Raw genomic sequence first — 14,770 nt, 5'->3', positions numbered from 1 at the left:
TACGGCGGTTCAGCGGCCGAGGCCGTACTGCGCGCGGGCCCGCGCGACGGTCTCCGGCGGGACCTGGCCCGCACGGGCCAGACGGTCCAGCGCGGTCACCACGATCGACTCGGCGTCCACCCGGAAGTAGCGGCGCACGTCCTCACGGGTGTCGGACAGCCCGAAACCGTCGGTTCCCAGGGAGTAGTAGTCCTGCTCGACCCACTGGCTGATCTGGTCGGGCACCTGCCGCATCCAGTCGCTGACGGCCAGCACCGGCCCCGGCGCCCCGGACAGGGCCCGAGTGACGAAGGGGGTGCGTTCCTCGCCCCGCGTCCGGGCGTCGTCGGCACGCATCGCGTCCCGGCGCAGCTCCGTCCAGGACGTCACCGACCACACGTCGGCGTGCACGCCCCAGTCGGAGGCGAGCAGCTCCTGTGCGCGCAGGACCCAGTGGATCGCCGTACCGGAGGCGAGCAGCTGGAGCCGGGGCCCGGCCGCGGGCGCCTCGGCGGGCCGGAACCGGTAGATGCCCCGGACGATGCCCTCCTCGATGCCGGGAACCGGCGGCATGGCGGGCTGGTGCTTGGGCTCGTTGTACACGGTCAGGTAGTAGAAGACGTTCTCGGGCCGCTCGCCGTACATGCGGCGCAGACCGTCCCGGACGATGACCGCGATCTCGTAGGCGAACGCCGGGTCGTAGCTGACGGCCGCCGGATTGGTGGCGGCGAGCAGGTGCGAGTGGCCGTCCCCGTGCTGGAGGCCCTCGCCGGTCATCGTCGTGCGCCCGGCGGTGCCGCCGACCACGAAGCCGCGGCCCATCTGGTCGCCGAGCGCCCAGAACTGGTCGCCGGTCCGCTGGAAACCGAACATGGCGTAGAAGATGTAGAAGGGGATCATGGGTTCGCCGTGCGTGGCGTACGACGTCGCGGCGGCGGCGAACTCGGCGACGGAACCGGCCTCGGTGATGCCCTCGATGAGCAGCTGCCCGGTCGTGCTCTCCAGGTAGTGGAGCAGTTGGTCCGCGTCGACCGGGTCGTAGGTCTGGCCCTGCGGCGAGTAGATGCCGGCGGTGGGGAACATCGACTCCATGCCGAAGGTGCGGGCCTCGTCGGGGACGATCGGCACCCAGCGGGCCCCGCTGCGCGGGTCGCGCATGAGGTCCTTGACCAGCCGGACCAGTGCCATCGTGGTGGCCATCTCCTGGTGGCCGGACCCCTTCTCCAGGTCCTCGAAGGGCTTGGCGGGCGGTTCCGGCAGCGGCTTGGCGACCACCCGGCGCACGGGCGCGGGCCCGCCCAGCGCGGCCCGGCGTTCGTGCAGGTAACGCACCTCGGGCGAGTCCTGCCCTGGGTGCCAGAACGGCACCTGGTCGCCGGCCAGCGCGCTGTCGGGGATGGGCAGCTCCAGCAGGTCGCGCATGGCACGGAACTGCTCCATCGTGAGCTTCTTCATCTGGTGGTTGGCGTTGCGCGACTCGAACGCCGGGCCCAGCGTGTGGCCCTTCACCGTCTGGGCGAGGACCACCGTCGGGGCGCCCCGGTGCTCGACGGCGGCCCGGTAGGCGGCGTACACCTTCAACGGCTCGTGTCCGCCCCGCGAGTTCTCGAACAGCTCGACCACCCGCGCGTCGCTCAGGGAGGCGGAGAGCGCCGACAGGGCGTCACCCGTGAAGAAGTGCTTGCGTATGTAGGCCGCGTCCCGCGCGGCGAGCGTCTGCATCTGGGCGTCGGGCACCTCGCCCAGGCGCCGTACCAGGTCGCCGGTGGTGTCCTGCGCCAGCAGCGGGTCCCAGGCCTCGCCCCAGAGCGTCTTGACCACGTTCCAGCCCGCGCCCCGGAACCGTGCCTCCAGTTCCTGCACGATCTTCGAGTTGGACCGTACCGGGCCGTCCAGGCGCTGGAGGTTGCAGTTGATGACGAAGGTGAGGTTGTCCAGGTTCTCGCGGGAGGCCAGGGTCAGGGCGGCCGTCGACTCCGGTTCGTCCATCTCCCCGTCGCCCAGGAACGCCCACACCCGTGAGGTGGAGGTGTCCTTGATGCCGCGGGCGTGCAGATAGCGGTTGAAGCGGGCCTGGTAGACGGCGCTGAGGGGGCCCAGTCCCATGGAGACCGTCGGGAACTCCCACAGCCACGGCAGCCGCCGGGGGTGCGGATAGGACGGCAGTCCATGACCGCCGGCCTCCCGGCGGAAGGAGTCCAGCTGGCTCTCGCTCAGCCGCCCCTCCAGGAAGACCCGGGCGTAGATGCCGGGGGAGGCGTGTCCCTGGACGAAGAGCTGGTCGCCGGAGCCGTCGGCGTCCTTGCCCCGGAAGAAGTGGTGGAAGCCGATCTCGTAGAGCCAGGCCGCCGACGCGTAGGTGGAGATGTGACCGCCCAGTCCGAGGCGCGCGCCGCGGGTGACCATCGCCGCCGCGTTCCACCGGTTGAGCGCGGTGATCCTGGACTCCATCTCCAGATCACCGTCGAACTCCGGCTGCGCGGCGGCGGGGACGGTGTTGATGTAGTCGGAGTGCAGCAGCCCCGGCAGGGACATGCCCGTACTCGCGGCGAACTCGTGCACCCGCCGCATCAGGTACACCGCCCGTTCCGGCCCCGCGTTGCGCACGACGGCGTCGAGGGAGGCCCGCCACTCGGCGGTCTCCTCGCGGTCGCGGTCGGGCAGTTGGTCCAGCTCACTGATCACAGGGTTCTCGGTCGGCCGGGAGGGATCACTCATGGCAGCCTTCTTTTCACGGCGTGGTGTCGGCGACACCGGCCGCGGACACGGTGGGTGTCGCGGCGCGACAGGTCTGAGGGGGAGATCCGGGCGACGGGCTGCGCCGCCCGGCGGGGTCAGCGGCTCTTGAGCCACTGGGTGAACGTGTGATGGCCCAGCCGGGCGTCCGGCCCGGGAAGCAGGTCCCGCTCCTCGAGCACCGCGCCGAAGAACGGGGCCAGCGAGTCGGTGATCACCGGGCCGGGCCGGCCGAGGAAGTTGAGCACTTCGGCCGTGAGGTCCTCCAGCCGGAGCTCCTCGGGCCCGGCTGTCTCGACCACGCCGAACTGGGGGAGCCCGACAGCGACATGGGCGACGGCCGCGGCGACGTCGTCCGCCGAGACGGGCCGCAGCGACAGCGGCGGCACGTGCACGCCGTCGGGCCGGGTGCCGGCCGCGGCGGCGGCCTCCACGGACTCGTGGAACGGTGTGGCGCGCACCACCGAGTACGGCACGGTGGTGTGGCGTGCCAAGTCCTCCTGCGCCGCCTTGGCCCGGAAGTAGCCCGACCCGATCCGGTCGGCGCCCACCACCGACAGCGCCACGTAGTGTTCGACGTCCGCGGCGGCGGCCGCCTTGAGGACGTTGCCCGTCGCGGTGGTGAAGAACGCGGTGCTGGTCTCCTGCCGCCGGGAGGGCGCGTCGGTGACGTCCACGACCACTTCGGCGCCGCGCAGCGCCCGGTCCAGGCCTTGGCCGGTGCTGACGTCGACTCCTTCCCCGCGCGAGACGGGGACGACCTCCACCCCGTGGTCCCGGAGCCGCGCGACGGTCCGGGAACCGATCAGTCCGGTGGCACCTGCAACGACGACTCTCATCTGCGTCTCCTCCGTCGGGGGCCGATGACCCCGCTGGGTGTTCCGGGCGGACGGTGGCGGATGCCGAAGTGCCAACGTGCCCGTCTCACCTAGACAGAACGCGAGTCCTTCGTGTGACACCGTGCGGCCGGGGCTCGGCCCCCGACCGGCGTGGCGCGGTGTCACAGACGCGCACGGTGTCCGGTCAGGAGGGCGAGCGGTCATCACGACCGGAGACGACCCCGTGACGGCGGACGATGTGCCGCCCGTCACGGCGAAACCACGGAAGGTGCGACTCGATGTCGGAGAATGCACAGCACGCCCACCACGGACACGGAACCGGCGACGCGGACGGTCCCAGCTGGACCCGCGCGGCGAAGATGATCCAGGACGCCTCGCCGGTCGTCGTCCCCGAGGGCGCCTCGGCGATGACCATCCACGTCGAGTGGGAGCCCGGTGACCCCGGCACCCCGCCGCACCGCCACTCCGGCCCGGCGTTCGGTTACGTCATCAAGGGCGCCGTCCGCTTCGAACTGGAGGGTGAGCCCGAGCGTGTGGTCGAGGCCGGCGGTACCTTCTGGGAGCCGGGCGGCGACGCCATCCACTACCAGGACGGCAACGCGCTCAGCGACGAGAAGACGGAGTTCGTCGTCACGATGATGTGCGCGCCCGGCAAGCCCATGCTCGAACTGGTCGACGAGGCGGAGCTGAAGGAGCGCGCCCACCTGCGCGCACCCCGGCCCACCGCCTGACCCTCGGTCGGGCACTCGCGACGGGGCCCCGCACCCGTGACACCGGCCAGGCCGGGAGGTCACGGATGCGGGGCCCCGTCGTTGTGCGGTTTCCATGGCTCCCGCTCCTGCCCCTGCTCCTACTCCACGAAGTACGAGTCGTGCCGGTCGAAGAACGCGGCACGCTCCTCCTCGGAAGCGTGCCCCAGCTGGGAGACCTGCTCGAAGTACTCCTCGCGCGGGGCGCCCGGGGTGAACAGCAGCAGCATGTCGGCCGGTGCGTCGGAGTCGTTGCGGAAGGCGTGCAGCCCGCCCTGGGGGACGTGCAGGAAGTCACCCTTGCGGGCGTCGACCCACCGCACACCGTCGAAGACGCGCACGGTCCCGTCCAGGATGAAGAAGGACTCCGAGATCCGCTTGTGGAAATGGGTCTTCGGGCCGCCCGCCCGGGGCCGCATCTCGACCCGGTACAGCCCGAACTCGCCCCGTGTGGTGGCCGTGGTGGCCAGATAGTGGGTGGCGTCCTTTCCGGTACCGCTCTCACCCAGGTTCGGCGGTGTGGTGGCCGGCCGGAAGACGGCGCTGACCTCGCCGTCCTCACCCCAGTACTTCTGCTCCGGGTACGACATGTCTGGTTCCTTTCGAACGGCCGGCGCTGTGCCGGGCGCCGGTTGTCATTTGACGGCTTGACGATGGGCGAAGCGGGACGCCAGCGGCGGTTCCGTCAGCCAGCCGTGGATGTGCCCGTGCGCCGGACGAGGGCCGGTGGCGGACCGCCGCAGCGTGCCGAAAGCGACCGACGCGCCGACGGCGAGCAGGACCGCGCACAGCGGCATGGCCCGGCCGAACGAGGCGTCGAAGGCCGCGTCCGACCGGTAGGCTTCCGGGCCCATCCCGACCAGCAGCGGGAGCGCCGCGACGGACACCAGTCCCGCCGCCCGGGCCGCGGCGTTGTTGATGCCGCTGGCCAGCCCGGCGTTCGAGGCGTCGACCGAGGCGAGCAGGGTCACGGTCAGGGGGGCGACCATGACGACCATGCCGGCGCCCATCACCAGGAGGGCCGGGAGGACGTCCTGGACGTAGGACGCGCCCGGACCGACCCGCAGCATCAGCAGCATCCCCGCTCCGCACACCAGCGGGCCGACGGTGAGCGGGGCCCGTGGCCCCAGGCGCTGGGCGAGCGTCCCGGCGTGGGACGAGAACAGCAGCATCAGCACGGTGTTCGGCAGCATCGCCGCCCCGGCGGCCAGCGCCGAGTACCCGACGACGATCTGCAGTTGCAGCGCGGTCAGGAAGAAGAACCCGCCCGTCCCCGCGTAGATGCACAGGGTGATCACGTTGACGGCGGTGAACTGCCGGGAGGAGAAGATCGCCAGCGGCATCATGGGATCGCCGCTGCGCCGTTCGACGCGGAGGAACACGGCCCCCGCGACGACACCGCCGACGGCCACGGCGACGGCCAGGGCCCCGCCGTCGCGCGCCTCCGTCAACGCGTAGGTGACCAGCGCCAGGGCCACAGCTCCGAGCACGGCGCCCGGAACGTCGAAGCCGACCCCGCGCCGGGCGGTCGCGCCGGCCGTGGCGCCTGCTTCCTTGCGTGGCGCGCCTACGGACTCCGGCACATGGCGCAGGGCGACGGGGACGCACAGCAGCGCCGGGACGGCGCTCAGCACGAAGGTCCAGCGCCAGCCGGGCCCGTCCACCAGCCACCCACCCACAAAGGGCCCCAGGGCGGCGCCGATACCGCCGAATCCGGACCACAGGCCGATCGCGCGCGGCCGGTCGTCCGGATGGAAGGAGGCCTCGATGATCGCCAGTGAACCGGGCGTGAGCAGCGCGCCGCCGACACCCTGCAGGGCCCGGGCGGCGATGAGCGTGGTGGTGTCCGGAGCCAGGGCGCACAGCAGCGAGGCGACCGCGAACCACACCAGGCCCAGGACGAAGATGCGACGCCGCCCGAACCGGTCACCCAGGGAACCGCCCAGCAGGATGAGTCCCGCCAGGGTCAGCATGTAGGCGTTCACCGTCCACTGGAGGACGCCGAGATCTGCGTCGAAGTCCTGTCCGATGCGTGGGAGCGCGATGTTGGTGACGGTCGAGCCGAGCAGTACGACGCCCGAGCCCAGGACGGTGGCCAGCAGGGTCCACCGCCCCCGGGCGCCGGCGATGCGGAGGGGAGCGGTGCTCTCGGGAGCGGGGGAGTGGGTCATGTCGAGTCCTGGGGTCGCGTTGCCCGAGCGGTCCGTCGCCTGCTCGGGGGTCGGGGTGAGCAGGCGACGGACGGTACGCGTCCGGCCGAGCTGCCGCCCGGCCGGAGCGGCTGCGTCAGCCGAACATGCCGGGCTTGTAACCACCCGCGGGCTGCTGGTTGATGACGTTGATCCGGTTGTAGGCGTTGATCACGGCGATCAGCGAGATCAGCGCGGCGAGCTGGTCCTCGTCGTAGTGCTTCGCGGCCTCGGCCCACACCTCGTCCGAGACACCGCCGGAGGCGTCCGCGATGCGGGTCCCCTCCTCGGTCACCGCCAGGGCCGCGCGCTCGGCGTCGGAGAAGACCGTGGCCTCGCGCCACACGGCGACCAGGTTCAGGCGCTGCTGGTCCTCGCCCGCAGCGGCGGCGTCCTTGGTGTGCATGTCCGTGCAGAAGCCGCAGCCGTTGATCTGACTGGCCCGGATCTTGACCAGTTCCTGAGTGGCGACCGGCAGAGCAGCCTGGACCGCCGCTCCGGCCGAGTTCAGGTGCTTCATGACCTTGCCCGCGAGGGCATTGCCGAAGTAGTTGATGCGCGCGTCCATGACGTATCTCCTCTAGGGGGAACGGTTACGGACCATTGACCGGGTGCCCGCGCGTTCTGTGACAACCGATTCCGCCCGCGCGCACGGCACCTTCCGTTCCCCGGCCTCGGAGTCCGCAAGGCATGACACATCCCTGGGCACACCGTGTGAAGAATGGCGCACCACAGCCCGCATACGGTGTGGTCACCGGGTGCGGGCGATAGCATCGAACGCGTGGACCGGGCCGTCGGCCCGAGTCGGCGCCGTCTTCCCGGGCACCGGGCACGGCGAGCGCACCATCAGCGAAACCCAAGGTGATCACCATGGCTACCGAGAGCGTCCTGCACCCGAGTCTCATCGTCCCGATCGGACACGTTGAGCCCGTACCCCGCCGTATCCGGGGGCTGGTCGGGGGGCGTGTCGCCTTCGACACCCGCCGAGCGCTGTACGTGTGGGAGTGGCAGGCGTACCCGCAGTTCAGCATCCCGGTCGAGGACCTGGTGGAGGGTGTGCTCGACGACGACAAGCACACCGAGCAACTCGGTGCCGGGCCCGCTCACCGCCACACGCTGAGGGTCGGCCCGGAGGTCCGTGCGGGGGCGGCCTGGGTCTGGGGGGAGGGCTCCCCCGAAGCCCTGCGTGACACGGTGCGTTTCGAATGGGAGGCGCTGGACGCCTGGTTCGAGGAGGACGAGCCGGTCTTCGTCCATCCGCGGAGCCCGTACTCGCGCGTGGACGCGCTGCGTTCGCGCAGCACCGTCCGAGTAGAGGTGGACGGCGTCGTGCTGGCTGAGGCCTCCGGATGCGTGAAGCTGTTCGAGACCGGTCTGCCGACCCGGTACTACCTCGACCCCATGAACATCGACTGGACCCGGCTGCGGCACTCCGACACGGTGACCCGGTGCCCCTACAAGGGAACGACGAGCGACTACTGGTCGTTCGACGGCGAAACCGGCGCCCACGAGGACATCGCCTGGACGTACGACTTCCCGACCATCCACGCCAACCGCATCGCCGGGCTGACCGCGTTCTACAACGAGCACGTCGATCTGTACGTCGACGGCTTCCTGCTGCCGAAGCCGGTGGATCCCACCCAGGTGGCCGCCGACTAGCGAAGCCGTCGTGGGGGCTCGACACGTCACACATCGGCTCCTCACGCGGTCTCATGAGGTGGAAAGCCATCCAAAAGCCTCATCACCGCAAGGAGCGACCATGAGCGACATCGTTCTCGAACCCGCCGCGCAGGACTTCGCCGACGCCACCGCCAAGCCGCCGTTGCTGTACGAACTCGGTGTCGAGGGAGCCCGCAAGCTGCTCGACGACGTCCAGTCCGGTCCGGTGGAGAAGCCGGACGTGGACGAGAAGTGGATCACCGTGCCCGTCGAGGTCGGCGACGTGCGGGTGCGCATCGTCAAGCCCGCCGGCACCACCGGCGTGCTGCCCGTCGTCCTCTACGTGCACGGCGGCGGCTGGATCCTCGGGAACGCCGGCACCCACGACCGTCTGGTGCGGGAGCTGGCCGTGGGCGCGGAGGCGGCCGTGGTCTTCGTCGAGTACGACCGCTCCCCGGAGGCGAAGTACCCCGTCGCCATCGAGCAGGCCTACGCCACCGCGCAGTGGGTCACCACCAAGGGCGCCGAGGAAGGCCTGGACGGCTCCCGCATGGTCGTCGCCGGTGACTCCGTCGGCGGCAACATGAGCGCCGCCCTCACCCACATGGCCAAGCGGCGCGGTGACGTGACCTTCCTGCACCAGTCCCTCTACTACCCCGTCACCGACGCCGGGCAGGACACCGAGAGCTACCGGCTCTTCGCGCACGGACCGCACCTGACCGCGAAGGCCATGGAGTGGTTCTGGAACGCCTACGCCCCCGATCCGGCGGAGCGGGACCAGATCACGGCCTCGCCGCTGCGCGCCACCCCGGAGGACCTCCAGGGGCTGCCGCCGGCGTTCGTCGTGGTCGACGAGAACGACGTGCTGCGCGACGAGGGCGAGGCCTACGCCCGCAAGCTGATCCAGGCCGGGGTGCCGACCACGAGCGTCCGCTACAACGCCAGCCTGCACGACTTCATGATGCTGAACCCGGTCCGCGGAACGCAGGCCTCCACCGCGGCGATCGAGCAGGCGATCCACGTTCTGCGCAGTGCCCTCGGCACCGACTGATCCGGAAGGGCCACTCTCATGAGCGCACAGAAACCGACCATCGTCCTCGTGCACGGCGCGTTCGCGGACTCGTCCAGCTGGAACGGCGTCGTCCGGAAACTCCGGTCGCACGACTACCCGGTGGTGGCCGCGAGCAATCCGCTGCGCGGGCTGACCGAGGACAGCGCGTACGTCAGACAGCTCCTGGAGTCCATCGACGGGCCCGTGGTCCTCGTCGGGCACTCCTACGGCGGCTCGGTCATCAGCAACGCCGCGACGGGACTCGGCCACGTCAAGGCTCTCGTGTTCGTCGCGGCGTTCCTGCCGGACGAGGGCGAGAGCGCGGTCGACCTGTCCGGCAAGTTCCCGGGCAGCACCCTCGGGGAGACGCTCCGCCCGGTGCCGGTCACGCTCCCCGGCGGCGGCCGGGCCGCGGACCTCTACATCGAGCAGAGCAGGTTCCACCAGCAGTTCGCCGCCGACGTCCCGGAGGAGACCACGGCGGTCATGGCGGCCACCCAGAGGCCCGTGGCCGACGCCGCGCTGGCGGAGGGCGCCTCGGCCCCGGCCTGGAAGGACATCCCGTCCTGGGTCCTCGTGGCCGCCGAGGACCGTAACATCCCGGCCCAGGTGCAGACGTACATGGCCGAGCGCGCGAAGGCCACGGTGGTGCACGTCACCGCTTCCCACGCGGTCAGCGTGTCGCGTCCGGGCGACGTCGCCCGGCTGATCAACGAGGCGGCGCAGGCGACCGGCTGAGCGGCGGTGGGCCGCCACCGCCCCCGGGGGGACCGGCGGCCCACCGGCACCGCGCCCACCGCGGCGCCGCGTCACGACCCGACCGGAGTGACACGGGAGTACCTCATGGACACGAGCAAGCAGGCCGCTCGCGGGCTGGCCGACATACAGGCGTTTCTGTACCGCGAGGCGCACCTCAGTGCCGCGCGTCGGCGGGTGTCCGCCTTCGCGGCGAGGGCCGACGGGCTGACCCACGGGCAGCGGATGGACCTGGAGCGGTGGTATCTGGAGGAACAGAAGTACGTCGCCCGCATGGTGACCGAGCACATCGAGGAGCGCATCGGCGCGGCCGAGGCGGCACACCGACTCCGGTTCGGCCGCTGGCTGCGAGGCACGATGATCGCCATGACCGCGATCGGTCTGACGATCTTCGTGTGCACGGCGGTCGTCGTGGGATCGATGACCTGATCGACCGACGCCGCACCGGACCACCGCGGGATCCGTAGCGGCGGCTTCCGGCCAGTGCGCCCCGGCCGGAACGCGATGCCGGGAAGACGCGCACGCGGCAGAAGGCGGAGAGGGCGCAGGCGGGGGCATCAGGACCCCGGTTGCCGAGCACCTGCGCGCGAGCCTCGGCAATCAGTTTCAGACAGGCCTACGGAAAGTGAAACGCCGGGGTATCGTGACAGCCGGGAGGCTGCCATGGTGAGGGACGGCGCAGGGACCGAGCTCATCGGGCGGCAGGACGAGTGCAAGGTCCTCGACGACCTCCTCGCGCAGGCCAGAGCGGGCCGCAGCGGAGTACTGGTGGTACGCGGTGAGGCGGGCATCGGCAAGACCGAGCTGCTGAACCACCTGCTCGATGGGGCCACCGGGTGCCGCGTGGTCAGAGCGGTCGGCGTGCAGTCCGAGATGGAGCTCTCCTACGCCGGGCTGCACCAGCTCTGCGCACCTCTGCTCTCCCACTTGGAGAGTCTCCCCGAGCCGCAGCGCAACGCCTTGCGCACGGCTTTCGGAATGCAGGTCGGGGACGCTCCCGACCGATTCCTGGTCGGCCTGGCCACGTTGAGCCTCCTCGCCGCCGCCGTCGGTGACGAGCCGTTGCTGTGCATGGTCGACGACGCGCAGTGGCTGGACCGCGTCTCCGCCCAGACGCTGGAGTTCGTCGCCCGACGGCTGCTCGCCGAACCTGTCCTGCTGGTCCTGGCCGTCCGCGAATCCGGCTCGCGCGAGGTGCTCGCAGACCTTCCGGAGCTGGCCGTGCGCGGACTCGGCGAGCGCGAGTCCCGCGAGCTCCTCGACTCGGTCGTCACCGGCCCGCTCGACCAGCGGGTACGGGACCGCATCGTCGCCGAGACGCGAGGCAACCCGCTGGCCCTGGTGGAGCTGCCGCGCGGCCTGACCCTCCTGGAGATGGCCGGGGGATTCGGCGTACCGGAGAGCCGCCCCCTGTCCGGCCGGATCGAGGCGGGTTTCCTCCGCCGCATCCGGTCCCTCTCCGCGCAGACGCAGCAGTTGCTCCTCATCGCCGCCACCGAACCGGTCGGTGACGTGTCCCTGCTGCGGAGCGCCGCCGAACGCCTCGGCATCGACGTGGACCGCGCCGCGACCGAAGCCGAGGCGTCGGGTCTGATGACCCTCGGCACCTGGGTCCGCTTCCGCCACCCACTGGTGCGCTCCGCGGCGTACCGCGCCGTCGGGCTCGAGGAACGCCGGCGCGTGCACGCGGCCCTGGCCGAGTCGATCGACGCCACGCTCTATCCCGAACGCCGTGTCTGGCACCTCGCCAGTGCGGCGACGGGCCCGGACGAGAACGTCGCCGCCGAACTGGAGGGCTCCGCCGGGCGAGCGCACGCGCGCGGTGGTGTCGCCGCGGCGGCGGCCTTCCTGGACCGAGCCACCGCGTTGACCCCCGATCCGGTGCGCCGCGGCGCCAGGGCACTGGCCGCGGCGCGGGCGAAGTACCAGGCGGGCGCTTACGACACCGCGAGGGAACTGGTCGACGCGGCGGAGCTGAGTCATCTCGACGAGGCCGGAGCCGGCCGCGCGACCCTGCTGCGCGGGCAGATCATGTCGGCGGCCAAGAGCGCCAGCGCCGGACTGCCGCTGCTGCTCGAAGCGGCGAAGCGGCTCCAGCCGTTCGACCCCGCACTCGCCGACCAGACGTACCGGGACGCGATCTACGCGGCCCTGACCGCGGGCCGGCTGGCCACGGGCGGGGTCCGTGACGTCGCCGACGCGGTGCTCAGCACGCCGGGCCACACCGGCACCGAGAGCCGGGAGACCCGCCTCCTGACCGGTCTCGCCCGGGTGGTGACCGAGGGCTACGCGGCGGGCGCGCCGGTCCTCCTGGACGCCGTGGCGGCGTTCCGGGAAGGGGAGTTCTCTGCGGAGGACGGCCTGGGCTGGCTGCCCTTCGCGTGCCGCATGGCGCACAACACCTGGGACTTCGCCGCCTGGTCCGAGCTGTCGGCGCGGCTGGTCGACCTCGCCCGCGAGAACGGAGCGCTCGCCGTGCTGCCCTCGGCCCTCCTGCTGCGCCTGTCGAACCGGGTGTTCGCCGGCGACCTGCGCGGGGCGGCCTCCCTGACCGTGGAGGCGAGCGCGATCGGCGAAGCCACGGGCAGCAGCTTCTTCGCCCACTACGGCGCACTCGTCCTGGAGCCCTTCCGAGGGCGGGAGCCGGCCACCCGGCAAGCGATCGAGACCCTCACCCAGGACCGCCTCCTGCGCGGGGAGGGCAAGGTGACGACGGCCACCCAATGGGCCGCCGCCGTCCTCTACAACGGTCTCGGCAGGTACGAGGAGGCCTACGCCGCGGCCGAGCGGGGCTGTGAGAACCCGCAGGAGATGGGCCTGTCCCTCCAGTCCCGGGTCGAACTCGTCGAAGCGGCCGTGCGCCTCGGGCGTACCGAGAGGGCCGCCGAGGCCGTACGCACGATTGAGGAGATGGCCCAGGTCAGCGGCACCCCCTGGGCGCTCGGCACCTCCGCCGCCGCGCGCGCCCTGGTGAGCGAGGGAGAGACGGCCGACGCCCTGCACCGGGAAGCGATCGAGCGGCTCGACACGGCCGGGGTCCGGATGGACAGCGCCCGGGCACGGCTTCGGCACGGTGAGTGGCTGCGCCTGGAACGGCGCCGGGCGCAGGCGCGTACCCGCCTGAGCGAGGCGCACGAGATGCTCGACGCCGCCGGGGCCGAGGCGTTCGCGGAACGCGCCCGACGTGAGTTGAAGGCCGTAGGCGTCAAGGTGCGCGGCCGGGCCACGGCGGAGACCGCGGTGCTCACCGCGAAGGAGGTCGAGATCGCCCGGCTCGTGCAGGGAGGCTTCACCAACCCGGAGATCGGCGCGCGGCTCTTCCTCAGCCCGCACACGGTCGAATGGCATCTGCGCAAGGTCTTCGTGAAACTCGGCGTCTCTTCCCGCAAGGAGATCGACTCGGTGCGGTTGGAGGCGATGGCGACCGCGCCCTGACCCGCCGGGCGAAGGCCGGCTCAGACGTGCGACGCCTCCGGTTCCGCCAGCAGCGCGGGCACCGTGACGATCTTCGCCTCCCGGGTCAGTAGGCGGTGGACGGGACAGCGCCCGGCCGCCGTCAGCAACTGCTCCCGCTGAGCCGGCTCCAGGTCGCCGGTCAGCCCGACGTTCTTGACGATCTCACCCTGCTTCCCGAACCGCACGGCCACGTCGATCCGCTCCAGTGGCCACTCGTGCCGGTCCGCCAGAGCCCGCACGGCCATGGAGGTGCAGGACCCCAGCGCGGCCAGCACCAGCTCGCCCGGGGTGGGGCCCTCGTCGGCGCCGATGGGCTCGGGCTCGTCGGCGGTCAGGTGGTGCGTGCCGATCGAGACGGAACGGGTGAGCCGGACGCCTTCGGCGACGGTCACGATGCGCGTGGTCATGGGTCTTCCTCTCGGCCGGGGTACGGGGACCGGGCGGAGCCCGACAGATCCCTCTTCCGCAATGACCGAGCGGTGCGGGCGCCTGTGACAGTTCGGCCGGTGAGGGGGGTGGGGTGTCACAGACGGGGCGCGTGTCCTGTCACCAGGATGTAGCGCACGAACCAAGTCGGCGGGAAGAGGCAGCACATGCGGGTGGCCGTGGCCGGAGGAACCGGTCTGGTGGGGAAATACGTGGTCGCCGAGTTGCGGGCCGCCGGGCACACACCGGTGGTCCTCGCCCGTTCGCACGGCGTGGACCTCACCACCGGCGCGGGTCTGGCCGGGAAACTGTCCGGCGCCGACGCGGTGATCGACGTGGCGAACATCGTCACCACGAGAAGGAAGACCGCCGTCGACTTCTTCTCCCGCACGACCGGCCACCTGATCGCCGCCGCGCGCGCCGGCGGGGTCGCGCATCTGGTCACCCTGTCGATCGTCGGCAGCGACGAGGTCGACTTCGGTTACTACTTCGGCAAGCGCGCCCAGGAGGAACTGGTCCGCGACGGAGCCGTGCCGTGGACGGTGGTGCGCGCCACCCAGTTCTTCGAGTTCCCGGAACCGCTGCTGAACAGCGTGTCACCGGTGGTCGTGGTGCCGAGAATGCTGACCCGGCCCGTCGCCGCCCAGGACGTCGCCCAGACGCTCGTCGAGCACGCCGTCGAGGGCCCGGCGGGCATGGCACCCGAGATCGCGGGACCCGACCAGCTGGACATGGTGGACATGGCGCGTCGCATCGCGCGTGCGCGGGGCCGCCGCCGCCTCGTCGTGCCGGTGACGCTCCCGGGCAAGGTCGGCAAGGCCATGACCACGGGCGGCCTGCTGCCGCGCGGGGAGTACCTGCGCGGCCGCCGGACGTTCGACGCCCACCTCGCGTCCCTGCGGGCGGCCTGACCGCCCCCGGTCAGGCGGT

13 protein-coding genes are annotated in these 14,770 nt (G+C 71.7%); 7 read left to right on the top strand and 6 right to left on the bottom strand.

Annotated features, from left to right (window positions below; genetic code table 11):
- Window positions 1-9: 9 nt before the first annotated feature.
- Window positions 10-2,697, bottom strand: a complete 2,688-nt coding sequence (aceE, locus tag R2E43_RS03535) for a pyruvate dehydrogenase (acetyl-transferring), homodimeric type (RefSeq protein WP_332055900.1) — start codon at window positions 2,695-2,697, stop codon at window positions 10-12.
- A 116-nt stretch (window positions 2,698-2,813) separates the two neighbouring features.
- Window positions 2,814-3,554, bottom strand: a complete 741-nt coding sequence (locus tag R2E43_RS03530; protein WP_003972018.1) for an SDR family oxidoreductase — start codon at window positions 3,552-3,554, stop codon at window positions 2,814-2,816.
- Window positions 3,555-3,832: 278 nt separating this feature from the next.
- Here R2E43_RS03530 and R2E43_RS03525 point away from each other — a divergent pair, with 278 nt between their 5' ends.
- On the top strand, window positions 3,833-4,285 hold the full coding sequence (locus R2E43_RS03525; RefSeq protein ID WP_003972017.1) for a cupin domain-containing protein: 453 nt from the start codon (window positions 3,833-3,835) through the stop codon (window positions 4,283-4,285).
- Window positions 4,286-4,404: 119 nt separating this feature from the next.
- Here R2E43_RS03525 and R2E43_RS03520 read toward each other — a convergent pair whose 3' ends face one another.
- From R2E43_RS03520 to R2E43_RS03510, 3 genes are all read right to left on the bottom strand, one after another.
- Window positions 4,405-4,893, bottom strand: coding sequence for a cupin domain-containing protein (locus tag R2E43_RS03520; protein ID WP_193487040.1), 489 nt, complete (start codon window positions 4,891-4,893; stop codon window positions 4,405-4,407).
- A 45-nt stretch (window positions 4,894-4,938) separates the two neighbouring features.
- Complete coding sequence (locus R2E43_RS03515; RefSeq protein WP_332055899.1) at window positions 4,939-6,474, bottom strand: MFS transporter; 1,536 nt, start codon at window positions 6,472-6,474, stop codon at window positions 4,939-4,941.
- Window positions 6,475-6,589: 115 nt separating this feature from the next.
- Window positions 6,590-7,060 carry a carboxymuconolactone decarboxylase family protein gene (locus tag R2E43_RS03510; protein ID WP_003972014.1) on the bottom strand — a complete coding sequence of 157 codons (471 nt, stop codon included), beginning with the start codon at window positions 7,058-7,060 and terminating at the stop codon, window positions 6,590-6,592.
- 302 nt (window positions 7,061-7,362) lie between these two features.
- Here R2E43_RS03510 and R2E43_RS03505 point away from each other — a divergent pair, with 302 nt between their 5' ends.
- The 5 genes from R2E43_RS03505 to R2E43_RS03485 all read left to right on the top strand — a co-directional run bounded on the left by R2E43_RS03505 (window position 7,363) and on the right by R2E43_RS03485 (window position 13,393).
- Window positions 7,363-8,151: a DUF427 domain-containing protein gene (locus R2E43_RS03505; RefSeq protein WP_011031449.1), complete on the top strand. Its 789-nt coding sequence runs from the start codon at window positions 7,363-7,365 to the stop codon at window positions 8,149-8,151.
- 100 nt (window positions 8,152-8,251) lie between these two features.
- Complete coding sequence (locus tag R2E43_RS03500) at window positions 8,252-9,202, top strand: alpha/beta hydrolase (RefSeq protein WP_003972012.1); 951 nt, start codon at window positions 8,252-8,254, stop codon at window positions 9,200-9,202.
- Between the two features lie 18 nt (window positions 9,203-9,220).
- A complete protein-coding gene (locus R2E43_RS03495; RefSeq protein WP_003972011.1) occupies window positions 9,221-9,940 on the top strand; it encodes an alpha/beta fold hydrolase in 720 nt (239 codons plus the stop codon).
- A gap of 105 nt (window positions 9,941-10,045) precedes the next feature.
- Window positions 10,046-10,387, top strand: coding sequence for a hypothetical protein (locus tag R2E43_RS03490; RefSeq protein ID WP_011031450.1), 342 nt, complete (start codon window positions 10,046-10,048; stop codon window positions 10,385-10,387).
- Between the two features lie 234 nt (window positions 10,388-10,621).
- Window positions 10,622-13,393, top strand: coding sequence for a helix-turn-helix transcriptional regulator (locus R2E43_RS03485; protein WP_011031451.1), 2,772 nt, complete (start codon window positions 10,622-10,624; stop codon window positions 13,391-13,393).
- 20 nt (window positions 13,394-13,413) lie between these two features.
- Here the strand turns inward: R2E43_RS03485 and R2E43_RS03480 are convergent, their stop codons facing one another.
- Window positions 13,414-13,821, bottom strand: a complete 408-nt coding sequence (locus R2E43_RS03480) for an OsmC family protein (protein ID WP_332055898.1) — start codon at window positions 13,819-13,821, stop codon at window positions 13,414-13,416.
- Between the two features lie 186 nt (window positions 13,822-14,007).
- Here R2E43_RS03480 and R2E43_RS03475 point away from each other — a divergent pair, with 186 nt between their 5' ends.
- The gene (locus R2E43_RS03475; protein WP_093457556.1) at window positions 14,008-14,751 is read left to right on the top strand and encodes an SDR family oxidoreductase; all 744 of its coding nucleotides are present in this window, start codon (window positions 14,008-14,010) and stop codon (window positions 14,749-14,751) included.
- The last annotated feature ends 19 nt before the right edge of the window (window positions 14,752-14,770 follow it).

The sequence above is a fragment of the Streptomyces violaceoruber genome, from assembly GCF_033406955.1.
Lineage (GTDB): Bacteria > Actinomycetota > Actinomycetes > Streptomycetales > Streptomycetaceae > Streptomyces > Streptomyces violaceoruber.
The sequence above is the reverse complement of the archived record's forward strand: the minus strand, read 5'-3'. Positions and strand labels throughout refer to the sequence as shown.